Source organism: Pseudomonas sp. RA_5y_Pfl1_P24, from assembly GCF_963970945.1.
Taxonomy (GTDB): domain Bacteria; phylum Pseudomonadota; class Gammaproteobacteria; order Pseudomonadales; family Pseudomonadaceae; genus Aquipseudomonas; species Aquipseudomonas tritici.
This window is the reverse complement of sequence record NZ_CAXAOJ010000002.1, coordinates 181276-204995: the sequence shown is the minus strand read 5'-3', so window position 1 is coordinate 204995 and position 23720 is coordinate 181276. Positions and strand designations below refer to the sequence as shown.

At 58.4% G+C, this 23720-nt stretch carries 14 protein-coding genes; 10 read left to right on the top strand and 4 right to left on the bottom strand.

Going from position 1 to position 23720, the window contains the following annotated elements:
* Window positions 1-129 precede the first annotated feature (129 nt).
* Together AACY30_RS03455 and hrpA are read right to left on the bottom strand one after the other, a co-directional pair.
* A complete protein-coding gene (locus tag AACY30_RS03455; RefSeq protein ID WP_339467989.1) occupies window positions 130-1251 on the bottom strand; it encodes a beta-ketoacyl-ACP synthase III in 1122 nt (373 codons plus the stop codon).
* Window positions 1252-1494: 243 nt separating this feature from the next.
* A complete protein-coding gene (gene hrpA, locus AACY30_RS03450) occupies window positions 1495-5406 on the bottom strand; it encodes an ATP-dependent RNA helicase HrpA (protein WP_339539752.1) in 3912 nt (1303 codons plus the stop codon).
* Window positions 5407-6006: 600 nt separating this feature from the next.
* Here hrpA and AACY30_RS03445 point away from each other — a divergent pair.
* Complete coding sequence (locus tag AACY30_RS03445) at window positions 6007-6609, top strand: hypothetical protein (protein WP_339539750.1); 603 nt, start codon at window positions 6007-6009, stop codon at window positions 6607-6609.
* Between the two features lie 41 nt (window positions 6610-6650).
* Here AACY30_RS03445 and aceK read toward each other — a convergent pair whose 3' ends face one another.
* Entirely contained in the window at window positions 6651-8366 is a 1716-nt protein-coding gene (gene aceK, locus AACY30_RS03440; RefSeq protein ID WP_339539748.1) for a bifunctional isocitrate dehydrogenase kinase/phosphatase, read from the bottom strand.
* A gap of 388 nt (window positions 8367-8754) precedes the next feature.
* On the opposite strand from aceK, the gene AACY30_RS03435 reads away from it, so the two are divergent.
* Window positions 8755-10380 (top strand): methyl-accepting chemotaxis protein, encoded by a 1626-nt coding sequence (locus tag AACY30_RS03435; RefSeq protein WP_339539746.1) that lies wholly within the window; start codon window positions 8755-8757, stop codon window positions 10378-10380.
* 51 nt (window positions 10381-10431) lie between these two features.
* Window positions 10432-11316 carry a DMT family transporter gene (locus AACY30_RS03430; protein ID WP_339467977.1) on the top strand — a complete coding sequence of 295 codons (885 nt, stop codon included), beginning with the start codon at window positions 10432-10434 and terminating at the stop codon, window positions 11314-11316.
* Between the two features lie 30 nt (window positions 11317-11346).
* Here the strand turns inward: AACY30_RS03430 and AACY30_RS03425 are convergent, their stop codons facing one another.
* A complete protein-coding gene (locus tag AACY30_RS03425) occupies window positions 11347-12207 on the bottom strand; it encodes a DMT family transporter (RefSeq protein WP_339467974.1) in 861 nt (286 codons plus the stop codon).
* Between the two features lie 423 nt (window positions 12208-12630).
* Between AACY30_RS03425 and AACY30_RS03420 the strand changes: the two genes are divergently transcribed.
* The 7 genes from AACY30_RS03420 to AACY30_RS03390 all read left to right on the top strand — a co-directional run bounded on the left by AACY30_RS03420 (window position 12631) and on the right by AACY30_RS03390 (window position 23636).
* Window positions 12631-13422: a CPBP family intramembrane glutamic endopeptidase gene (locus AACY30_RS03420; RefSeq protein WP_339438414.1), complete on the top strand. Its 792-nt coding sequence runs from the start codon at window positions 12631-12633 to the stop codon at window positions 13420-13422.
* A gap of 263 nt (window positions 13423-13685) precedes the next feature.
* Window positions 13686-14837 carry a non-hydrolyzing UDP-N-acetylglucosamine 2-epimerase gene (gene wecB, locus AACY30_RS03415; protein WP_339539743.1) on the top strand — a complete coding sequence of 384 codons (1152 nt, stop codon included), beginning with the start codon at window positions 13686-13688 and terminating at the stop codon, window positions 14835-14837.
* Window positions 14834-16096 (top strand): UDP-N-acetyl-D-mannosamine dehydrogenase, encoded by a 1263-nt coding sequence (wecC, locus tag AACY30_RS03410; protein ID WP_339539740.1) that lies wholly within the window; start codon window positions 14834-14836, stop codon window positions 16094-16096. The genes wecB and wecC overlap by 4 nt, the downstream gene beginning before the upstream one ends.
* A 2-nt stretch (window positions 16097-16098) precedes the next feature.
* Window positions 16099-20406 (top strand): methyltransferase domain-containing protein, encoded by a 4308-nt coding sequence (locus AACY30_RS03405; protein ID WP_339539738.1) that lies wholly within the window; start codon window positions 16099-16101, stop codon window positions 20404-20406.
* 46 nt (window positions 20407-20452) lie between these two features.
* Window positions 20453-21211, top strand: a complete 759-nt coding sequence (locus tag AACY30_RS03400; protein WP_339539736.1) for a hypothetical protein — start codon at window positions 20453-20455, stop codon at window positions 21209-21211.
* 29 nt (window positions 21212-21240) lie between these two features.
* Window positions 21241-22452 carry a glycosyltransferase family 4 protein gene (locus AACY30_RS03395; RefSeq protein WP_339467964.1) on the top strand — a complete coding sequence of 404 codons (1212 nt, stop codon included), beginning with the start codon at window positions 21241-21243 and terminating at the stop codon, window positions 22450-22452.
* Window positions 22449-23636: a glycosyltransferase family 4 protein gene (locus tag AACY30_RS03390; RefSeq protein WP_339539734.1), complete on the top strand. Its 1188-nt coding sequence runs from the start codon at window positions 22449-22451 to the stop codon at window positions 23634-23636. The genes AACY30_RS03395 and AACY30_RS03390 overlap by 4 nt, the downstream gene beginning before the upstream one ends.
* Window positions 23637-23720: the final 84 nt, after the last annotated feature.

Sequence of the window (23720 nt, the reverse complement as noted above, 5' to 3'; positions counted from 1 at the left end):
ACTGTCGAAATCCGATTCCTGTGGGAGCTGGCTTGCCTGCGATGCAGGCACTTTGGTGTATCAGTCACACCGCAGTGATGCGATCGCAGGCGAGCCAGCACCCACATTTGACCGTGATCGACCGGTAGATCAGCGTTTACGCAGGATCACGCTGCCAATCGAATAGCCCGCGCCAAACGAACTGAGCACGGCCACGGAACCCTTGGGCAAATCATCCTGATAGGTGTGAAACGCAATCACCGAACCTGCGGAGCTGGTATTGGCGTAGGTGTCGAGAATCACCGGCGCTTCTTCAACCGTGGCCTCGCGGCCGAGCAGTTTCTTCACGATCAAGTGGTTCATGCTCAAGTTGGCTTGATGCAGCCAGAAGCGCTTCACATCGGCCACGTTCAGCTGGTTTTCAGCCAAGTGCACGCCGATCAACTCGGCCACCATCGGGCACACATCACGGAAAACCTTGCGGCCTTCCTGCACGAACAGCTTGTCCGGCGCGCCGATACCTTCTTGCGCGGCGCGATTGAGAAAGCCGAAGTTGTTGCGAATGTTATTGGAGAACTTGGTCAACAGCTTGGTGCTGACCACGTCAAACTGATGCTCGGAGGTGGCCAGGTCGGCGCGTTCGAGGATCACAGCCGTGGCGGCGTCACCAAAGATGAAGTGGCTGTCACGGTCGCGGAAGTTCAGGTGACCGGTGCAGACTTCCGGGTTGACCATCAGGATCGCCCGCGCCTGGCCCAGCTGGATGCTGTTGGCGGCGTTCTGGATGCCGAAAGTGGCCGAGGAACACGCCACGTTCATGTCAAACCCAAAACCCTCGATGCCCAGGGCTTCCTGGACCTCAATGGCGATGGCCGGGTAGGCGCGCTGCAGGTTCGAACAGGCGACAATGACACCGTCGATGTCAGCGGCGGTCTTGCCGGCGCGTTGCAAGGCTTGTTCGGCAGCACCGACGGCCATCTGGCAGAGCACCGACCACTCGTCGTTGCTACGCTCGGGTAGGTGCGGGGCCATGCGCTGCGGGTCGAGGATGCCGTCTTTGTCCATCACGAAGCGGCTCTTGATGCCCGAGGCTTTTTCGATGAAGGCTGCGCTGGATTCAGTCAACGCCTGCACTTCACCGCGCTCGATGGCGGCGGCGTTATCGCTGTTGAACTGTTGCACGTAAGCATTGAAAGACTGCACCAGCTCTTCGTTGGAGATGCTGTTGGCTGGGGTGTACAGGCCAGTGCCGCTGATGACGACGTTATGCACGGTCGTTCCTCTAAATCTGTCAGGCAGAAGATATTGGTACCGTCGTACCAAACTGTAAATAGTCCGATTCCGCACCGCGGACACCAAACTGGCATCGCTTTATTCCATCGCGTCGCGACGCTTCACGACGATCCCGGCATTTATAACGGCGAAGTTTGCCACAAACCCTAGGATTTGGCGCCATCTCGCAGATATGCCCATTTTAATGTGGGACCTGCTATGCCTGGAAAACCGGGAAAGGGGTCAGGCTTCCACCAGACTCCATTGCTTGCTCAAACGCTTATCGGAAATCGGCACTTTGGTACCCAACTGCTGAGCAAACAACGACACCCGATACTCCTCCAACCACCAGCGATAGAGCGCCAACTGGGGATCGCGCTTGCCTTCCTGGGCGTGCTTTTTCAGGCGGTTTTCGTATTGCGTCCACAAGCCTCCCAGCTCGCCGCTCCACACCCGATCCTTTTGTACTTGGCTGGGCAGTTTCTCCAGGCGCAGTTCGATACCCTTGAGGTAACGCGGCAGTTCCTTGAACCACTGCGCCGGGGTTTCCCGCACGAAACCGGGGTACACCAGGCTGCTCAACTGCTGCTTGATGTCATTCAGGGCCACGGCCTGTGCCAGGTCGATCTTGCCTTTGAAGCGCTTCTGCAAGCCATGCCAGAGTTTCAGCACCTCCAGGGTCAAGCGCGCCATGCGTTCGGCGTGTTCAGTCCAGCTGCCACGCTTGCGCTCAGCCAAGGCAGCCAAACCGGCACCGTCACGCGGCAGGCTGGCTTCGCCTTCGAGTACGCAGGTGTCGAGGCTGGCCAGCAGGATGTCTTCCACCAGCGCGTCGATACGCCCTAATTCGCGGTACATCAGCGCCAGCTCGGTCAAGCCAGGCAACTTGCCGCGCAGGAACTTGGCCGGTTCCGCCAGTTGCTGCATCAGCAGACGCTGCAATGCGCGGCGATGCTGGAATTCAGCCTCGGCAGCCGTCGAGAAGCGCCCCTCCTTGACCGCGCCGTTTTCTTCCACCAGCGCCGGATACACTGTCATCGACAGCCCAGCGATCTTCTGTTGAGTTTTTTCCGCCACCGCCGCAAATACCTTGGCCTCCACCGGCTGCTGGCTTTTCGCGGTTTGCGGCACGGCCAACGCAGCCTGGCTGGCCTCGGCAAAGCGCGCCGTCAGTTCAGCCAGGTCGCGGCCTTCGCCGAGGAACTTGCCCTGGCCGTCGACCACTTCAAGGTTCATCTTCAGGTGGTTTTCCACCTGTTGTGACGCTTCGGCCCAGGCTTCATCGCTGACCCGCGCGCCGGTCATGCGCAGCAGTTCGCGGCCCAACGCCTGAGGCAACGAGCCCTGGCCGAATTCGATGCGTTGCAAAGCGGCCTTGACGAAGTCTGGCACCGGCACAAAGTTTTTGCGCAGCGCCTTGGGCAGGTTGCGCACCAGGGCGATGCACTTGGCCTCGATCACCCCGGGCACCAGCCATTCCAGACGCTCCGGCGGCAAGGCCGGCAACAGCGGTGCCGGCACGCGCAGGGTCACGCCGTCGCGCGGGTGATTGGGTTCGAAGTGGTAACTCAACGCCAGTTCCAGGTCGCCCAAGTGCAGGGTGTCCGGATAATGCGCGGCGGTGACCTCACTGGCCTCGCGGGCCAGCACGTCTTCCTCGCGCATGATCAGCAGTTGCGGGTCTTTCTGGCTGTTGACCTTGTACCAGCTGTCGAAGGTCGCGGTCTGGTGGATCTCTGCTGGCAGGCGCGCATCGTAGAAAGCGTAAAGCGTTTCTTCATCCGCCAGGATGTCACGGCGGCGCGCCTTGGCTTCCAACTCGTCGAGCTGTTCCAGCAACTGCTGATTGGCCGTCAGGCACTTGGCCCGCGATTGAATCTCGCCACGCACCAGGCCTTCGCGGATAAACAGCTCGCGCGACACCACTGGGTCGATCGGCCCGTAATGCACCGGCCGCCGCCCGACCACAATCAGCCCGAACAGCGTGATCTGCTCAAAGGCCACGACTTGCCCGCGCTTCTTCTCCCAATGGGGCTCAAAATGGTTTTTCTTGATCAAGTGCCCGGCCAGCGGCTCGATCCAGTCGGCGTCGATCTTGGCGACCATGCGCGCATACAGCTTGGTGGTTTCCACCAGTTCGGCGGTCATCAGCCATTGCGGGCGCTTCTTGCCGATGCCCGATGAGGGGTGAATCCAGAAGCGGCGCTGGCGTGCGCCGAGGTAATCGCCGTCTTCGGTTTTCTGGCCGATCTGGCTGAGCAAGCCGGACAACACCGCCTTGTGCAGCTTTGGAAAGTCCGCCGGCTCTTTGTTGATGGTCAACTGCATATCGCGGCAGATCAGGCTCAACTGGCGATGGGAATCGCGCCACTCGCGCAGGCGCAGGTAGTTGAGGAAGTTCTTGCGGCACCAGTTGCGCAGCGGGCTGGCCGTCAGTTCCTGGCGCTGTTCTTCAAAGCCGCGCCACAAATTGACCAAGCCGGCGAAGTCCGAATCCGGATCTTTCCACTGCGCGTGGGCCTGGTCGGCGGCTTGCTGACGCTCGGGCGGACGCTCGCGCGGGTCCTGGATCGACATGGCACTGGCGACGATCAACACTTCCTGCAAGCTGCCGAGTTTGGCCGCTTCCAGCAGCATGCGGCCCATGCGCGGGTCCACCGGTAGGCGCGCCAGTTGGCGACCCAAGGGCGTGAGCTGGCTGTTGCGGTCGACCGCCGAGAGCTCTTGCAGCAGGTTGAAACCGTCGCTGATGGCCTTGCCGTCCGGCGGCTCGATAAACGGGAAGTCGGTGATTTCGCCGAGGCGCAGGTGCAGCATCTGCAGGATCACGGCGGCGAGGTTGGTGCGCAGGATTTCCGGGTCGGTAAATTCCGGGCGGCCGATAAAGTCTTCTTCGCTGAACAAGCGGATGCAGATCCCCGGCTCAACCCGGCCGCAACGGCCTTTACGCTGATTGGCGCTGGCCTGGGAAATCGCCTCGATCGGCAGGCGTTGCACCTTGGCGCGGTAGCTGTAGCGACTAATGCGCGCAGTGCCGCTGTCGATCACATAACGGATGCCCGGCACGGTCAGCGAGGTTTCCGCAACGTTGGTCGCCAACACCACGCGCCGGCCCGGATGGGACTGGAAAATGCGCTGCTGTTCGGCCGGCGACAGGCGTGCGTACAGCGGCAAAATTTCGGTGTGCTTGAGCTGGGCTTTGCGCAACATATCGGCGGCGTCGCGAATCTCGCGCTCACCCGGCAGAAACACCAGCACGTCGCCGGGGCTGCGCCGTTCGCTGCGCTCATAAGCGGCGATTTCATCGAGGGTGGCAAGGATCGCCTGGTCAACCGTCAAGTCGTCTTCGACGCGGTTGCCCTCCTCGTCCTGCTCCAAGGTCAGCGGGCGATACCACGTGTCCACCGGGAAGGTACGGCCCGACACCTCGACAATCGGCGCATCGTCAAAGTGCTTGGAAAAGCGCTCCAGGTCGATGGTCGCCGAGGTGATGATCACCTTCAGGTCCGGGCGACGCGGCAGCAGGGTTTTCAGGTAGCCCAGCAGGAAGTCGATGTTGAGGCTGCGCTCGTGGGCTTCGTCGACGATGATCGTGTCGTAGCGTTCCAGGTAGCGGTCGTTCTGGGTTTCCGCCAGCAGGATGCCGTCGGTCATCAGCTTGATCAGGGTGTTGGAATCGCTCTGGTCTTCGAACCGAACTTGATAGCCGACCAACGCGCCCAGCGGCGTAGCCAACTCTTCGGCCACCCGGCTGGCAACGCTGCGCGCAGCGATCCGGCGTGGCTGAGTGTGGCCGATCAGGCCGAACTGCCCGCGACCGATTTCCAGACAGATTTTCGGCAACTGGGTGGTTTTACCCGAACCGGTCTCACCGGCAATGATCAGCACCTGATGCTTGTTCAACGCCGCCTTGATTTCATCGCGCTTGGCGGCAATCGGCAGGCTGTCGTCGTAGCGAATCACCGGCAGGCTGGCACGCCGCGCCGTGACCTGGGTGCAGGATGCCTGCATCCGCGCAACCCACTGCGCCAGCTTTTCCTCGTCGGGTTTCTTGCGCAGCTCAAGTAACTGCCGCCGCAAGCGGTTGCGGTCGGCAAGCATGGCGTGATCGAGGGTTTTGAGCAGTTGGTCGATAGTGGGCGCTTGGTCAGTCATCAGGGCGGCAAAGGTCTTTTGGGTAAGGCAGGCGAGACCTGCACAGCATTAATCGATTGAGTGGGAGGGATTGTCGCAGATTTCGACACATCGGGAGACGTTCCATCACGTGGCGATGGTCTTTAGCGCCCAACCCAATAGCGACTTTTACTACACAGCTGTGGAGGCCCTTCTCACTGTTAAAAAGCGAAAGTCCGATTTGATGGATGAGATATACAGGCTTCAATAAGTCTCCAGGTACGCCTCGCAAATCAGACCGCTCAACCCTGAAGACGGAGCTCTATATGCCAATCGATTCCGTCACGTCGCGCTTACCAAGCTATGAAGAATCCATGCGAGCACAACCGCGTTCGGCAGATACGCAGCCACCGCCCCGCTATGAGTTCCCTCCGGCCTACACGGAAAAGCCGCCCTCAACACCCTCCAACAGCCAAGTCTCGTCGGAGCCGCCTACCAACCTGAGGGCAAATAGAATTTCGAACTATCACGTTACAAGCCAAGCAGCACGAGGAATGAGTTTCATGAGTGGTCTATGACGCATTTGGCGAATGGCAAGACAACGCATGACTGTTTTCGTCTTTGACTCTCGAGGATTTTCATATGCCTATCGACTCCAGCCGTTACTCCAACACTTACACCCGTCATTTGCATAATTACGCCGACAAATATCAAGACATTGCTCCTCAATCTTTTTCAACAACTTCCTCTTGGTCGTCAAACCCCACTGGCGCTCACGACGCCTCTACAAAAAACGGATATGAGGGCTATCGGAAACTGACCAATACAAGAGCGAAAGACCTGAACGCGGAGATGCACCTGGCGGGCGCGGCGACGAACCCCAGAAACCCGATAGCCACCGTCACAACCATAAAGAAACCAGACGATCTGAACATCGCGAAGAAACCGAACACAATCACCAAGTTCGTCGTGACTGGAGACGGCCAGATGGTCGTTGCCAACATCAATAAAAATGTAGCGCCAAAGATGGTCTCCCACCCCGCTGTCGCGGAAATGGGTGCCGGTGCCGGACAGTCGAGTAATGTCGTCAGTGCCGGCTACTTGAAACAAACCCTAACGGGCAAAACGTACTTATCCAATACGTCAGGCCATTACCAACCCGCGAAAAATGACATGAAGCCCGCGCAGTACCACTTGGAAAAAATAGGCGTCAAGTCGACCAACAGCAAATTTGGCGTTTTCTGAAGAGCGCTCCCCAAAAATCCGGCTCAGGGGCAGATCACACCTTATAAATGATCGCGCTCCCTGCGCCGGTAAGGAAACACATCAATAACCTTACCGGCGCGAATCGCTTCCTGCAGCCCTTTCCAGTAGTCCGCGTTGTACAACTCGCCATGCAGTTCATCAAACAGTTTGCGCTGGCCGGCGTCGGCGAACAGGAACGGCGGGAACTCTTCGGGGAACACATCCAGCGGGCCGATGGAGTACCAGGGCTCGGAGGCCATTTCATCCTCGGGCGTACGTGGTGTGGGAATGTGGCGGAAGTTGGCTTCGGTGAGAAAGCAGATTTCGTCGTAGTCGTAGAACACCACGCGGCCGTGACGGGTGACGCCGAAGTTTTTCAGCAGCATGTCGCCGGGGAAGATATTCGCCGCCGCCAGTTGCTTGATTGCCAGGCCGTAATCTTCCAGGGCCTCGCGCACCTGGGCGGCGTTGGCATTCTCGAGGTAAAGGTTGAGCGGGGTCATCCGCCGTTCGGTCCAGCAGTGGCGGATCAGCACGGTGTCGCCTTCCACTTCGACAGTGCCGGCGGCGACTTCCAACAGCTCGGCCAGGCACTCGGGTTCGAATTTGCTCAGGGGAAAGCGGAAGTCGGCGAACTCCTGGGTATCGGCCATGCGCCCGACGCGGTCGACACTTTTAACCAGGCGATACTTTTCGATCACCGTGGCGCGGTTGACGTTTTTCGACGGTGAAAAGCGGTCCTTGATGATTTTGAACACGGTGTTGAAGCCCGGCAGGGTAAACACGCTCATGACCATGCCGCGCACACCGGGGGCCATGATGAACTGATCGTCGGTGGTCGCCAGGTGATTGATCAGGGCACGGTAGAACTCTGACTTGCCATGCTTGTAGAAACCAATGGAGGTGTACAGCTCGGCGATGTGCTTGCCCGGCAGGATGCGCTTGAGAAAGCCGATGAATTCCGCCGGCACCGGCACATCAACCATGAAGTAGGAACGGGTGAACGAGAAGATGATCGACACATCGGCTTCGTCGGTGATCAGCGCATCGATCTGGATGCCCTGCCCTTCGCGGTGCAGCAGCGGGATCACCAGGGGCCATTGTTCATCGCGGGTATAGATACGCCCGACGAGGTAGGCGCCTTTATTGCGGTAGAGCACCGAGGAAAACAGCTCGACCTTGAGGTCCGGGTCCTTGCATACCCAGTCCGGCATGTTTTCCCGCAGTTGGGCTTCAAGGCGGCGCAGGTCGGCGGCGAGGTCGGCGTAGGGTTCGCTGAAGCGGTAGTCGGCAAAGATCTGCGCGAGCATTTCCGAAATTTTCCCGGCGGGCGTGTAGGTGCGCGTCTGCGCGGCCCTTGCCCGGCGCAGGCTGGGCCGAGTGGTGTGGATAAACATGCAGCCGTCGCTGATCAGGTCGTGACTGAACAGGCCGCAGAAGATCGAGTTGTACCAGGTCTCGGACAGCTCATCGTCAAAACGCAGGTCGATCAGGCCGATGTAGGCGCTTTTCACCACGGGCCACAGATTAATGTCGAGCAAGGCGGCCTCATCGAAGTGCTCGCGCAGGCGTGCGGTCACTTCACTGACCTTGTCTTCATAGAGGTTGATCCGCGCCGCCGACGCCGCCTGCCCCTGCTGCCACTGAGCCTTTTCAAAACGCTCGCGGGCGCCATCGGTGATATGGCGGAAGTGCTCGCGGTAGTCGTCGAAGCCATCGAGGATCATCTGGGCGACAGCGAGGGCGAACTGCGACATGCGGGAAACCTCTATGGGCATCTGGAAGCCCTGAGCTTAGCCAGTGTACGAGTGCAGGAGAAGGGTCATTTTGGGAATGCCTCGTACACCTTCGTTCATTTCGTCCATTTATTTTCAATTTTTTAATTCGACCAATCGGTCAATAAACGCACCGTTTAGTCGCACTGCGTTTTATCTGCACGCTTGAAACGGCGGGCCTTGTCAGCCTGAGCCTGCAACATCGTTTTGCGCACGGGTCTGGGTGAACCACCGAGGGCATTGGATCCAACTAAGGGAAACCCTGATTACTACAGTGATGGCACTTTGATATACAGCGCGCCCTCTCCCTCCCTAACAAGGTCCTAAGACCGATCCGGGAGCAGGATCTAATCGCCCAAGGAGCACTGAGATGTCATTGAGGAACATAAAGATCGGTCTGCGTGCCAGTCTGAGTTTTGCGGTTTTGGCCAGCTTGCTGGTGATCGTCGGGATGTTTGGCCTGGGCCAGATGGCCAAGCTGCGGCAAAGCGCACTGATCATTGAAGAATCGTGGATGCCAAGCATCGAGAATATCCACGACAGCGCGGCCATTGTCGCCAGTATCCGCCTGGAGGCCTTGCGCTTGGCGACCACCGACGAATCGCGGATCCGCGACAATAGCAAAGTTCTGATCACTCGCCAGCGCGTCGAACTGCAAACCCTGCTCGACCATCATAAAACCCTGCTCAGCGACGACGAGGAACGCGAGTTGCTCAAGCAGCTCGAAGTGAACGTGCACGCCTACCTGAGCCTGGTCGGGCAGATCGTTGCCCTGGTGGACAAGGATCAGCAACAAGAGGCCTTCGACCTGCTCAACAGCCGCCTCGCGCCACAGGGTGTGGTCCTCAACAAGAATCTGGAGGACATGATCAGCTTCAGCCAGAACGGCGTGGAAGCCGCAGCGAACGCCGCCGCGCAGACGTACTCCAGCGCGCAGTGGATTGTCGGTTTGATCATCGTGTTCGCACTCATCGCCACCTTGCTGCTGGCCTGGCTGCTGACGCGCAGCATCACCGCCCCGCTCGGCCAGGCGCTGATCGTGGCCCGCACCATCGCCGGCGGGGACTTGAGCCAGCCAATCGCCGACAGCGGTAACGACGAACCGGCTCAATTGCTCACCGCCCTCGCCACCATGCAGTTGCAATTGCAAGGCACTATCCGCGGCATCAGCGAATCGGCGCAACAGCTGGCGTCGGCAGCCGAAGAGATGAGTTCGGTGATGGAACAAAGCACCCGTGGCCTGCAAGCACAGAACGATGAGATCGAACAGGCCGCCACCGCAGTGACCGAAATGAGCGCCGCCGTGGACGAAGTGGCAGGCAATGCCGTGTCCAGCGCCGAGGCGTCTCAGGCCTCGGACGAAGACAGCAAGCACGGCCACTACCAGATCAGCGAAACCATCCGCTCGATCCAGAACCTGGTGGACGAAGTGCTCGGCGCCTCGAACAAGGCCGAAGGCCTGGCGGTGCAAGCGCAGGACATCAGCAAGGTGCTGGAAGTGATCCGTGGCATCGCCGCGCAAACCAACCTGCTGGCACTCAACGCCGCCATTGAGGCGGCGGGTGCGGGCGAGGCCGGGCGTGGGTTTGCGGTAGTCGCCGACGAAGTACGCTCCCTGGCGCAACGCACCCAGGACTCCACCGAAGAAATCGAACAGATGATCACCGGTATCCAGCAAGGCACCCAGGACACCGTCGACGCCCTGAACAGCAGCGCCGAGCACGCCGGCCAAACCTTGCAACGGGCCAACAGCGCTGGCAGCGCCTTGGAGAAAATCACCGCGGCCATCTCGCAGATCAGCCAGCGCAACCTGGTGATCGCCAGCGCCGCCGAGCAACAGGCGCTGGTGGCACGTGATGTGGACCGCAGCCTGGTGAATATTCGCGACCTGTCCACCCAGACCGCCGCTGGCGCCACTCAAACTTTGGCGGCCAGCCAGGAACTGTCGCGTTTAGCGGTGGACCTGAATGGGATGGTGACGCGGTTTGTTCTGTAATCATTAGAAATGTCATGCAACACTCGCCGCCTATTTATGTGGGAGTGATCCGTGAGACCTGTCGACACCCTTTACCTGCTGGGGCTCGCTGCCATCTGGGGCGCGAGTTTCCTGTTCATGCGCATTATTGCGCCGGAAATCGGCACGGTGCCGACTGCGTTTTTCCGCGTGTCGATTGCCGCCGCCGGGTTGCTGGTGATCCTGGCAATGATGCGCGTGAGCTGGGATTTCCAGGGCAAGTTCAAGACTGTATTGCTATTGGGGGTGATCAACTCCGGGATTCCGGCAACTATGTATTCGGTGGCCGCCCAGGTGCTGCCAGCGGGTTACTCGGCGATCTTCAATGCCACCACGCCGTTGATGGGCGTGCTGATTGGCGGGCTGTTTTTCAGCGAACGCCTGACGCCCTCGAAAGTCGCTGGGGTATTTCTCGGCTTGTTGGGCGTGGGTGTGCTGACCCGCGCGGGGCCGGTGGCGTTTGACTTGGAATTATTGATGGGCGCGCTGGCCTGTTTGCTGGCAACCACCTGTTACGGCTTTGCCGGGTTCCTGGCACGGCGCTGGCTGGATCAGCGCGGCGGCTTGGACAGTCGCCTGTCGGCCCTGGGCAGCATGCTTGGCGCGACGTTGTTCCTGCTGCCGTTGTTCGCCTACAGCGCGATCAGCCAGCCTCCAGCGAGTTGGGGGGGTTGGCAGGTGTGGTTGTCACTGTTGGGATTGGGGCTGGTGTGCACGGCGTTTGCCTACATCCTGTACTTCCGCCTGCTGACGTCCATTGGGCCGGTGAGGTCGATGACCGTGACCTTCATGATACCGCCGTTCGGCGTGCTGTGGGGTGCGTTGTTGCTGGATGAGCCATTGTCCATGGCGCACGTGTATGGCGGGGTGCTGATTGCCGGAGCGTTGTGGTTGGTGTTGCGCCCGAAAAAACGGTGAGCGAAGCCTTTCGCTCACCGTTTGATTGGATCAGTTTTTACGGAAGACGAACATCAACCCGATGATGATCAACCCCATCCCCACCAGGCTCAGCACAGCGAGCGTGTTGCCAAAGATCAGGTAGTCCATTACCGCCGTCACCGCCGGCACCAGGTAAAACAGACTGGTGACATTCACCAGGTTGCCCCGGGCGATCAGGCGGTACAGCAACAGCGTTGCCAGCACCGACACCACCAGCGCCATCCACAACACCGGCAGGTAAAACCCGCTGTTGTGCTCAAAGTGGAACGGCTGGAACGGCACCACCACCGAACACAGCAGCAGCCCCGCCAGGTACTGCACCGGCAGCGTGCCCAAGGGGTTGTCGGTGATACGCTTTTGCATGATCGAGCCGAAGGTCATGCTTGCCAGGGCCAGTAGCCCGAACAGCATCCCGGCCAGGGACATGCCGGACAACCCGATGCCCTGGTAAACCACCATGATCAGCCCCGCCAACCCCAGCCCCAGGCCGAACAGCCGGCGCCACGAGCGCTGACGTTCCATCAGCACCACCGTCAGGATCGGCTGCACGCCCATGATGGTTGCCATCATGCCGGGAGTGACTTTCAGGTCCAGGGCCAGCACATAAAAAATCTGGTAGGCCCCCAGCAACACCAGGCCGGTCGCCGCCGCATACACCATGGGTTTGCCGGGGCGTGGCAATTTCAGCTTGAGGATCGGCACCAGAATCACCAACCCCGCCAGGGCAATGGCAAAGCGGATCAACAGAAATGCGAAGGGTGAAGCATGGGCCAAGCCCAATTTGGAGAAAATCGCCCCGCTGCTCCACAGCAAGACAAACAGGCTCGTCGAGGCCGCCGCGGCCACGGATTGTTTCGAAAAAACAGACATGGATACCACCTGTCATCAGGCAAAAAAAGCCGATTCAGCAGTTGCTGAAACTCAGTAGGTTTTTTTCAGGCGGGCAGACGGGAACAGCAATCAGCTGATCAGCCCGAAAGGCCAACACCCGGCGGTGATACGACTGCGTACACCGGCGTGCGACTGACAGGTGGGGGGTAGTGACTGATCTGCGCAGGCTGCTGGTTCCCGCACGGCACGACTGCAGCGTTGGACGCTGAATCGACTACCGCTATGCGCTGGAAAGCTGGCATGGGCTGATCTTGTGTGAAGGGATGAAGAGGCCCGGACTATAACCAGTCGTTACCAGGGTTGGCAATCACTTCACCCACGCGCAGTGCGTGGAGGCGTTTTCATGCGGGCCTTGGCGGTCCGGTCGCTATAATGCCGCCCAGATTTTTCCAAGGATTCCCCATGCTCCCATTGCCCTGGCTGTACCTGGCGCTTCTTTCCATCGGCTACCTAGTGGCCTTGATCTACGGGCAACTGGGGGTGCTGGCGGGTGTGTCCGTCGCCCTGCTGCTGATCGCCGGCTATGCCGTACGCCAGCAACGCACGCCTTGGGCGCGCTTCCTGGGCCACGGGCTGTTTATCGTATTGGCCCTGGGCCTGGCGATGCACTGGCTGCCGGGTTTCTACAACGGGCGTGGTATTGCTGCGCAACGTTTCACCGCCGACGCCGTGCCGTTCTCGATGTACCTGAACCAGGACAAACCGCTGATTGGCTTCTGGCTGTTGCTGGCCTGCCCTTGGATCGTGGCGCGGCGCTCGTTGCGCTTGTCGATCTGCGTGACCGCCCTGGCCCTGACCCTCACCGCCATCGCCGCCTTGGGGGGTGCAGCCTTGCTGGGGATGATCAGTTGGGCGCCGAAATGGCCGGAACCGGCATGGCTGTGGGTGCTCAATAACCTGCTGTTAGTGACCCTGGTAGAAGAAGCCCTGTTCCGTGGCTATGTCCAGGGAGGCTTGAGCCAGCGCTTCAACCCTCTGCCTTATGGCGAAAACCTCGCACTGCTGCTGGCCTCGCTGCTGTTTGGCCTGGTGCATGTCGGCGCGGGCTGGCACTGGGTGCTGCTGGCCAGCATTGCCGGGGCGGGATATGGCCTGGCTTATCGCTTCGGCGGCCTGGGCGCGGCAATAGCCACACACTTTGGTTTGAACCTGCTTCACTTCGGGTTGTTTACCTACCCGATGCTGGCAGGCTGACCCGACCCGTTTTACGTGACACAAAGGCCGCCTCAAGGGCGGCTTTTGAGTTCTCACGCGACCGGTAACATGCCGTAACTAGCCGAACGGTCAGTAGTCGGCCACGCCCACTTTAGGCAAAATCAACCCTTCGTTTCGTACCCAACCCAATCCACACAACCCAGTTACCACGTGCTCAAAAGCCTGGCACTGCGTTGAAGGCAGCTGTGCACCCGCGTTTCAGGCTCAGCGTTTATTCATCCGCTAAACAAGAAGCCATCCCCATGCCTCTCAAGACACTGTGCATATTCGGCACTCGCCCCGAAGCCATCAAAATGGCACCGATGGTTATCAACCTCGCGAACGACGATCGTTTCCACTCGAAAGTCTGTGTCACAGCGCAACACCGCGAGATGTTGGACCAAGTGCTTGAACTGTTTGGACTGGTGCCTGACTACGACCTGAACATCATGACCGTCGATCAGAGCCTGACCCATGTAACCACCGCGATCATTCAAGGGCTGCAATCGGTACTGGAAGACTTCAAACCGGATGTGATCCTTGTGCATGGCGATACGGCGACCACTTTTGCTGCAAGCCTGGCGGCTTATTACCAGCAAATCCCCGTGGCGCATATCGAAGCCGGGCTGCGTACGCACAACCTTTACTCACCGTGGCCAGAGGAAGGCAACCGACGCCTCACGGGCAGCCTCGCATCGATGCATTTTGCGCCCACTCAAACCTCCCGACAGAACCTGCTGAATGAGGGCGTCCTCGCCGAGCGTATTCATGTCACGGGCAACACAGTGATCGATGCGCTGCTCAGTGTTGTCGAGAAACTGCGCTCGGCTACATCGCCACTGCGCAGCCGACTTGACCAGCAATTTTCCTTCCTGTCCCCAGGTCAGCGCATGGTCCTGGTGACGGGGCATCGCCGAGAAAACCTTGGCGACGGTCTTGAGCGTATATGCGAGGCGTTGGCAGAAACCGCCGCGAGCTTCCCAACCGTGGCCTTTGTTTACCCTGTGCACCTGAACCCCAAAGTGCAAGAACCCGTAAAACGCCGGCTGGCAGGCATCAAGAATGTGCATCTGATCGGGCCACAGGACTACCTGCCGTTTGTCTACTTGATGACCCGCGCGTACGTGATTCTCACGGATTCGGGCGGTATCCAGGAGGAAGCGCCTGCGCTCGGCAAGCCGGTGCTGGTAACGCGCGACACAACGGAACGTACCGAAGCAGTCGACGCCGGGACGGTCCGGCTGGTGGGCACCGAGATCGCGACCATAAGTCATCACCTTAAAGAGTTGCTCAGCAATGAAGCCGCCTATCGAGCGATGAGCAACGCCCACAACCCCTACGGTGACGGCAACGCTTGCGGACGCATCCGCGAAGTGCTTATCGCAACCTGGCACGAAAACGAGGTGGCGGCATGAGCCTTCCAACGTTATGCGTCGTGGGCCTGGGTTACATCGGCCTGCCCACCGCTGCGCTGTTTTCCTCACCTCAACGGCAAGTCATTGGCGTCGACATAAACCAGCACGTTGTGGACCTCGTCAATCTTGGCCAAGTGCATATCGTTGAGCCAGAGCTGGACGCGTTGGTCCACTCCGCGGTCAGCCAAGGCTATCTGCGTGCGACAACCCAGCCAGAACCAGCGGACGCCTTCTTGATTGCCGTGCCGACGCCATTCCTGGAAAACCGTGAGCCAGACCTGAGCTGTATCGAAGCGGCCAGCCGCGCCATTGCGCCTGTGTTGAAAAAGAACGACCTCGTTATCCTGGAGTCGACATCTCCGGTCGGCACCACCGAACTCATGGCTCAGTGGCTGGCCAATGCCCGCCCGGACCTGACCTTTCCCCCAACCCATGGGGAAGCCAGTGATATTCGTATCGCTCACTGCCCGGAACGTGTGCTGCCGGGTCATATCTTGCGAGAACTGGTCTCCAATGACCGAATCATCGGCGGCATGACCCCTGCCTGCTCAAGCACAGCAGTACGGCTGTACCAAGAGTGTGTCGAAGGCCAGTGCATTGTCACCGGCACACGCACCGCCGAGATGTGCAAGCTGACCGAAAACAGTTTTCGCGACGTCAATATCGCCTTCGCCAACGAACTCTCGATGCTCTGCGCGCAGTTGGAGATAGACCCATGGGAGCTGATACGCCTGGCGAACCACCATCCACGCGTGAATATCCTGCAGCCAGGGCCTGGCGTCGGCGGGCACTGTATCGCGGTCGATCCTTGGTTCATCGTCAGTAAAACGCCCGAACTGGCGCGGTTAATCCACACTGCGCGCCTGGTTAACGACAGCAAGCCACAATGGGTCATCCAGCAGGTCAATCTGGCGGTGGCGGATCTTCTATTCAAGCACCCGGGGCTTAGCGCGCACGACGTGCGAATTGCCTGCTATGGCTTGGCGTTCAAGGCAGACATCGATGACCTGCGCGAAAGCCCCGCACTTGGCATCGCCCGGCAGTTGGCCAAGGAGTTGGGGGTCACGTTGCTGCTGGTCGAGCCGAATATTCATACGCTTCCCGCCGACCTGCGCAGCCATACATTGACCGATACGGCCTGTGCCTGGGACACCGCGCATATCCATGTGTTGCTGGTCGGGCATCGCGAGTTCAGGTCACTGCCTGCGCAACACACCAACGAGGTGGTGATTGATGCCGCCGGCGTATTGGCGAACTGACGATGAATGCCCCACGGCCACTGGCCGATACCCACGATCGCGTCATGGAAGCCTACTACGGCAAGCTGGGTGAGCACTTCATGCAGGAGACGCGCGCGCGGATCCATTGGATCTGCGCCCAAGTCACCGGCAAGACAGTCCTCGACGTAGGCTGCTCTCAGGGCATCATTCCTGTATTGCTCGCCCGTGAAGGGCATGTGGTCACGGGCGTGGACAGCAGCCCCCAGGCAATCAAACAGGCCGGCGACTATCTGCGAGCGGAACCCGACCACGTGCAGCAGAATATTTGTTACTTGAACGCAGACTTTCTGTCGCTGGGTACCGAGCGTGTCGAACCTGACAGCATCGTGATCAGTGAAGTGCTTGAACACCTCATCCATCCCGCCACCTTCGTCGAGAAAGCAGCGTCGATGCTCAAACCGCATGGCCGATTGATCATCACCGTGCCATTCGGGGTGAATGATTTTATCGACCACAAGCACACGTTCTACCTGCTGGAGCCGTTTCGGTTATTGAGTTCGCACCTGCACGTCGTGCGGATTGAAATACTGGGCAAGTGGGTGGGAATGGTCGCCATCAAGGCCGAGCCGGGGAAGAGCGCACTGGAGCTTGACCACATCCGCCAGCTCGAAACTGCGTTCGAGTCAGTCGAGCGAAGCCTGCTTCGCCAGGTAGCCGCCAGTCGCCAACACCGGGAGCAGGTGAATCAGAAATACCGTGGAACCACTGAACACATTGACCGACTCAAGAACACGCTTAGGCTCTCCACCCAGCAAATGGAGGCCCTGACCGCCAGCCTGCAACGCGCGAATGCCAGATGCCATCTGCTGGAAAATCGCTTGATCAAGACGCGGGCCAGCACGACCTATCAGTTGGGTTATCAACTGCGTATGGCGGTGGGCTCGCTGCGCGAGTGCCTGCGTTTGCCAGTGGCGTTATTCAAGCTGTACCAGCACGCCTGCGCGCGTCGCAAAGGCCAAGCCCCCACGTCATTCGCAGACCGTGACGCTCTCCCAACAACGTCACCTGACACCGCCGCTTTCCTTGCAGCACCGGCCCCCACGCCATTGCCGGATGCAGCCTATGTGCGCAGCCAACTGATGCTCGCCCCTCATGACACGGCCAAGCCCTTCAGAATTGCCTGCGTGCTAGATACCTTTTCCCATGAGGCCTACCGGTATGAAAGCGAGCTGTTGCAACTGACGCCAGAGCAGGGCCTGGCCGAGCTGCAAGCGTTTAAACCGGACCTGCTGTTCATCGAATCCGCATGGCGCGGCAAGGAGGACCGCTGGCAGAACAAGATCGCCCAGAACAGCGTAGAACTGCGCGGGATCTTGCACTGGTGCCGGGAACACAAAGTGCCAACGGTGTTCTGGAACAAAGAAGACCCGGTGCACTTTGAGACGTTCCTGGGCACCGCCAAGCAGTTTGACCTGGTGTTCACCACGGATATCGACTGTATTCAACGCTATAAAAGTGCGTTGGGGCATGAGCGTGTCTACCTGCTGCCCTTCGCCTGCCAACCGGCCATACACAATCCGCTCGAACTGTATGAACGCAAGGATGCGTTCTGCTTCGCCGGCGCCTACTACACCCGATACACCGAGCGGACCCGCGATCTGGAACACTTTATCAACGACCTGCCTGGCTTGCGTCCCCTTGAGATCTACGATCGTAACTTCGGCACGACAGAGCCCAACTATCAGTTTCCGACCCGGTATCGGGGCCACATTGCTGGCACGTTGAACGCGGCGCAAATGGACCTGGCTTATAAGGGTTACCGCTATGCGATGAATCTCAACTCGATCAAACAGTCGCAATCCATGTTCGCCCGCCGCATCTTTGAATTACTGGGGTCCAACACCCTTACCGTCAGCAACTTTTCTCGCGGCCTGCGTGTACTGATGGGTGATCTGGTCATTTGCAGCGACAGCAGTCAGGAAGCATTACGTCGCCTCAACACTCCCGCTGAGCACGCCAGGCAGCGGTTGGCCGGCCTGCGCAAAGTGATGCAGGAGCACACCTATGCCCATCGTTTGCGGTATGTGATGAGCAAAGTCACAGGTCGTGTGGATGACGTGCCTCTGCCAACAATTTGCCTCGTCGCCGAGGCGCGCAATGACGTTCAGCTGCAGGCACTCAAGGAGCATCTGCAACGCCAGCGCTACCCCCACGTCAACCTGCATGTCGTGGTAAACGATTCGACAACAAGGCAGCCCGCCAGCGTGGATTCCCGCTTACACCTGATTGAGCGCAGCCAGCTGGATAACCTTACCCTGGCCGACCTGGCAAACGGCGCAGAGTGGTTTGGCGCGATGATTGCGGCGGACTACTACGGCCCTCACTACCTGCTCGACCTGGCATTGGCCACGCGTTACAGCAAGGCGCATGTGATCGGCAAGATGGCTCATCATGTCGCGGACAAACAAGGCATACACCTGATAAATCCGGGCCAGGAATACCGCTGCACGCTCGGTATAGCAGCACGCCGAGCCATGATCAGGACGACGGCAGTGGCGCAACAGCGCGCCCGTGACTGGCTGGAAAGCCTGCCAGGGCTCACCTACACGCACCCTGGCTCCCTTGCGATTGACGCCTTCAACTACTGCGAAAACGCCGTAGGCAGAGGTCTACAGCATGTTATCGACGTGGTAAACGACCTTGATTTGAATACCGGTATCAGCCTCGATCAGCTTCAGCGCAGCAGTGAAGCAATCCCGCCACTGAACGCAAGTAGCTCCTGCCCGCAGACCAGCGGCCAGGACCTGGCAAAACTGTTCGAACCACTGCGCAGTAAGCATTTGCAAGCCCAGGTAGAAGGCAAAACCTGGCATATCCACTCCTCTCTCGCAGACGGAAAACACGAATACCACTACGCCAGGCAGACCTTAAGTGTTGCGCAACTGGAGGGGACCGAAGGCACATTGAGATTGATGCTCGATGCCACGCCGGGCTTGAACCTGCAACTGGTTGTACTGTTTCTGGATGCGCAGGAACAACGGATCAGCCATGTCATGCAACTGGCTAATCGGAGTCAGGCCTGGGATGTACCGCCAGAGACGGCTTCCTTGCGTCTAGGCCTGCGCGCCTACGGCAGCGGCAGCTCGACGATCAAGGCGCTGGTTCAAGGCCATTGCGACATTCAACCCTTTACCGTCCTCGCGAAGGCTAAGCATCTGCTGCTGACCAACCACTACCCGGCCTATGGCGACCTGTATCGAAATGGTTTTATTCATACCCGTGTCGCGGCCTATCAGGAACAGGGCCTGCCCATAGACGTCTTTCGGTTGCGACCCAACGAACCGATCAGTTATCACGAATTTGACAATGTTGACATAGTGACCGGGCCTGCAAGCGCCTTGAAGAGCATGCTTGACGCCGGACACTACATATCGGTGCTGGTGCACTTTCTGGACCAGCAGATGTGGGAAGTAGTGCGCCCCTACCTGCCTCGCCTTCGAGTGATTGTCTGGGTGCACGGCGCGGAGATCCAACCCTGGTGGCGCCGGGCTTACAACTACGGTGATCAAGAGCAGTTGCAGCTGGGCAAGCTCGACAGCGAAAGACGCATGGCTTTCTGGCGCAGCGTGCTGCAGCCCATGCCACCCAATCTGCAATTGGTATTCGTGTCGCGGCAGTTCGCCGAGCAAGCAATGGAAGACCTAGGGTTCCGGTTGCCTCAGAACCAACACCGAATCATCCACAACCCCATTGATACCCGACTGTTTTCTCACGCGGAGAAAGCGCTTGAACAGCGCAAAAAAATCCTGTCGATCCGCCCCTATGTATCACGCACTTACGCCAATGACCTGAGCGTCAAAGCCATTCAACTGCTGGAGACAAAGCCATGGTTCAACGAGCTTGAGTTCCTGATGATGGGCGATGGGCCGTTGTTTGAAGAAACACTTGCGCCGCTGCGCAAGTACCCGAACGTGCGGATCGAAAAAGGTTACTTGAAACAATCACAGATCGCTGACCTGCATAAACACTACGGCGTATTTCTGTGCCCTAGCCGAATGGACACTCAAGGCGTTTCTCGCGATGAAGCGATGGCCTCAGGCCTGGTCCCTATTACCAATCGGGTCGGAGCAATCCCTGAGTTTGTTGATGACGCCTGCGGTTTTTTAGCTGATCCCGAGAGTTCTAACGGGATCAGCGACGCGATAGAAACGCTGTTTTTAAACCCGGGAATTTTCAGGGAAAAGTCCTTGAACGCCAGGCAGCGAGTGCTGATGCAAAGCGATGTGCACTTGATCACCGCATCAGAAATAAGCCTTATACGAGAACCCCACGGTGAGCCAAGAAATTAGGGCCTTGCAACACAGTGTCCTGTCGACACTCATCTGGTGCGTACACTTGGGCCGTAACTTCATGAACATCGCTCCACGCGCAATGTTGATGGCTCATGCTGCGCATTTTTGCGCACAGATGTTGTTGATAACGACCCATTTCCTGCCGATCAAGATTGTCATTCTGCTCGGATCAGAGACGGTTCCTGCGTATTTTCCGCCGGTGCTGAAAGACCTTAATAAAATCACCCTGATCATCGGGTTAGGCCTGTTGACGGTGATCCTCTACGTTTTTTACCTAGGGGCCGGTTTTATGGCTTCCCGTTACTCAAGAAACGGCGCACGTGCTCTGATAAAACGCTGCGCAGAACCAACACTGCTCAACACTCAATTACCCCTGGCTGCCAGAGCGTTTTCCAGATTCACACGGGGCTTATCCGATGCCGTGTTCGCCCTGACCGTTTTCATGGCATTGCTCTACCTTTACCCGTCACTCCTGGCCGTCAGCCTTCTCTACTATGCAACCGCAGCAGCTGTGCTGATTGGTTTGAACAACCGTAGTCACCGCGTGCATTCGATGCTGTCCCGCCACCCTCTCACAGTAGCCGACACATTCCACGCCACAGGTTTCCTGGTGACATTCGCCTTCATCATTGTCGACTTTCTTTGTCTGACGCCTCCCCACGTTTACATCGCGCTCATCGCGCTGATTCTCCTCCGTCAAAGCTTCAGCAGGTTGAAGGTCCTCACACAGGACGTTCTTTACCTGAGCAGTCACTCGCTGAACATCAATCGGATGTTTCTTGCCACCCACCCGATTCACTGAACACCGTCGAAATAAACAGGAATTCCCCCGTGCCCCCTATCGCCATGATCGTCTGGAATGAGTTCCGCAATGACGCCCGCGTATTGAAACAAGCCCGGACACTCCAAGCGGCCGGTTATCAAGTGACAGTGTTCGCATTGCATACACCAGGTGTAACGCAGCGCAGGGAAGTACTGGCGGATGGCATCCGTGTGATACGCGTGGCGCGCAGCCTGAGATGGCGACCCGCAAGTGCTGGATCTTGCGCTTCGACCGGCTCACCGCCGACAGAACAGTCGATGCCGCTGCGACGCATCCTTTCACGACTTTGGGTGCATGCAGGGCTATTGGTGCGGATCGCTCTGCATCGCGCCGCCGTTGTGCATGCCCATGATGTTAATACGCTGCCCACTGCATGGCTGGCCGCCCGGCTCAGCGGAGCGAGGCTGGTGTACGACGCCCATGAACTCAGTACCAGCCGCGAGGGGTATGCGCGCTTTCGCAAGTGGGTTGCCTGTATCGAAAAAGCCTTGATGCCCAGGGCTGAGGGCACCATTACCACCACACAAAGCAGGGCTAAGTTCTTTGCCAGGGCATACGGAATAACCCGTCCTCTGGTGCTGCAAAATCGTCCGTGCCTGATCGCCAGTCCACAGAGCCAGAGGATTCGCCATGAGCTGGGTTTGAAACGGCCCTGGCCCATCGTTCTCTATCAGGGCGGCCTTCAACAGGGGCGCGGCCTGGAGCGTTTGTTACGCGTCGCAGTCACATTGCAACGCGCTTACTTCGTATTGATTGGGGGCGGCAGGCTTACGACCCCCCTGAAGATGTTGAGCGAGGCGCTTGGCTTGACAGAGCGAGTGCACTTTATTCCGACCGTTTCATTAGCGGATTTGCCCGGCTATACCGCGTCAGCCGATATCGGTGTGCAGCCTATAGAAAATACCTGCCTGAACCACTTCACCACCGACTCGAATAAGCTGTTCGAATACATCATCGCCGGGCTGCCCGTGGTCGCGACGGCGTTTCCGGAGATTCGCAAAATTGTCCGGTCCCACGCGGTGGGGTTGTTGGTGACGGCAGGCTCGGATCAATCACTGCACCGGGAATTACAGCGGTTGATCGATGAACCGTTGTTACGTCAGACACTGGCCCAAAACGCGAAAAATGCCGCCTCGTCTCTAAGTTGGGAGCAGCAAGAAAGCAATTTGCTAACACTGTATGAACGCGTACTGACGGGTAAGACTGAGAGGTGCATATGACAGTGCGTATTCTTTTATTGAGCTATTACTTTCCGCCCGACCTGTCGGCCTTTCGCGTCGAGGCGCTGGTCAATGGCTTGCTCACCTACGGTAACGATGAGATAGAGATCGACGTGCTGACCACTCAGCCGAACCGCTACCCTTCTTATACTTTCTCCTGGGATCACACCGCACATCAGCCAAGGCTGTCTATCACCCGCATAGACCTGCCCACGCACGGATTCAGCGTTTGGGGCCAGGCCTGGGGATTTGCCAACTATGCCTGCGGCGTACTTCGAGCGGTAAAAGGCAAGCAGTACGACGTGATTGTGACCACTTCTTCCCGGCTGATGACGGCCACACTGGGCGCCGCTATTGCGCGCCAAAAAAAGGCACCGCTCTATCTGGATATCCGAGATATCTTTGTCGACATACTGCCCGAACTTTTCCCCGGCGTCCTGGGCAAACTCCTGGCGCGAGTATTTTCCCGCGTTGAACAATTCACCCTCGATCGCGCAACGCGGATAAACCTGATATCACCCGGGTTTCTGAGTTACTTCTCGGCTCGTTATCCACACAAGCGCTTTTCAACTTTCACCCACGGTGTGGACGATCTCTTTCTTGAAACCCCGTTCTATCCAGACACGCCTAACGAACCAACACGCCCACTGAAGATTGTTTACGCAGGCAATATCGGCGTCGGCCAAGGCTTGGATAAAATACTGCCATCACTGGCCGAACGGCTCGCAAACACAGCCCGTTTCTACGTGATTGGCGATGGCAGTACGATGAAAAAACTGCGCGAAGCGCTGATCGAGGGACATGTAAAGAATGTCGAGCTTATTGCGCCCATGCCCCGACACAAACTGATTCATTACTATCAGCAAGCCGATGTGCTTTTTTTGCACCTCAATGACTTCAAGGCATTCTTGAAAGTCATTCCCTCCAAACTGTTTGAATATGCAGCTACCGGAAAGCCAATACTCGCGGGACTGGAGGGTTATTCAAAGGCGTTCACACTCAATCATATTCCCAATGCTTGCGTGTTTGCCCCCGGAAACCCGGACGCAGCGGTTGCCGCACTTGCCCGCCTTAGGCTCAGTGCTACTGACCGCGAGGCATTTTTAAGGGCGTATTCGCGAAGCACGATCCAGCAGCGCATGGCGTTCGACATTCTCGAGACCGCAACACTTACAGAACAGTGACGCGAGGCGGTGGCCGGTTGATTGTTGCAAAAAGAAGTTAAATAAACCGCCATTCCTGCCGACAACCCTTGAAAGCCTTGCGGA

Bases quoted from the DNA above. Each gene is read 5' to 3' on its own strand.
- hrpA (WP_339539752.1), bottom strand. From the start codon at position 5,406: ATGACTGACCAAGCGCCCACTATCGACCAACTGCTCAAAACCCTCGAT.
- AACY30_RS03445 (WP_339539750.1), top strand. From the start codon at position 6,007: ATGCCTATCGACTCCAGCCGTTACTCCAACACTTACACCCGTCATTTG.
- aceK (WP_339539748.1), bottom strand. From the start codon at position 8,366: ATGTCGCAGTTCGCCCTCGCTGTCGCCCAGATGATCCTCGATGGCTTC.
- AACY30_RS03435 (WP_339539746.1), top strand. From the start codon at position 8,755: ATGTCATTGAGGAACATAAAGATCGGTCTGCGTGCCAGTCTGAGTTTT.
- AACY30_RS03425 (WP_339467974.1), bottom strand. From the start codon at position 12,207: ATGTCTGTTTTTTCGAAACAATCCGTGGCCGCGGCGGCCTCGACGAGC.
- AACY30_RS03420 (WP_339438414.1), top strand. From the start codon at position 12,631: ATGCTCCCATTGCCCTGGCTGTACCTGGCGCTTCTTTCCATCGGCTAC.
- wecB (WP_339539743.1), top strand. From the start codon at position 13,686: ATGCCTCTCAAGACACTGTGCATATTCGGCACTCGCCCCGAAGCCATC.
- wecC (WP_339539740.1), top strand. From the start codon at position 14,834: ATGAGCCTTCCAACGTTATGCGTCGTGGGCCTGGGTTACATCGGCCTG.
- AACY30_RS03405 (WP_339539738.1), top strand. From the start codon at position 16,099: ATGAATGCCCCACGGCCACTGGCCGATACCCACGATCGCGTCATGGAA.
- AACY30_RS03390 (WP_339539734.1), top strand. From the start codon at position 22,449: ATGACAGTGCGTATTCTTTTATTGAGCTATTACTTTCCGCCCGACCTG.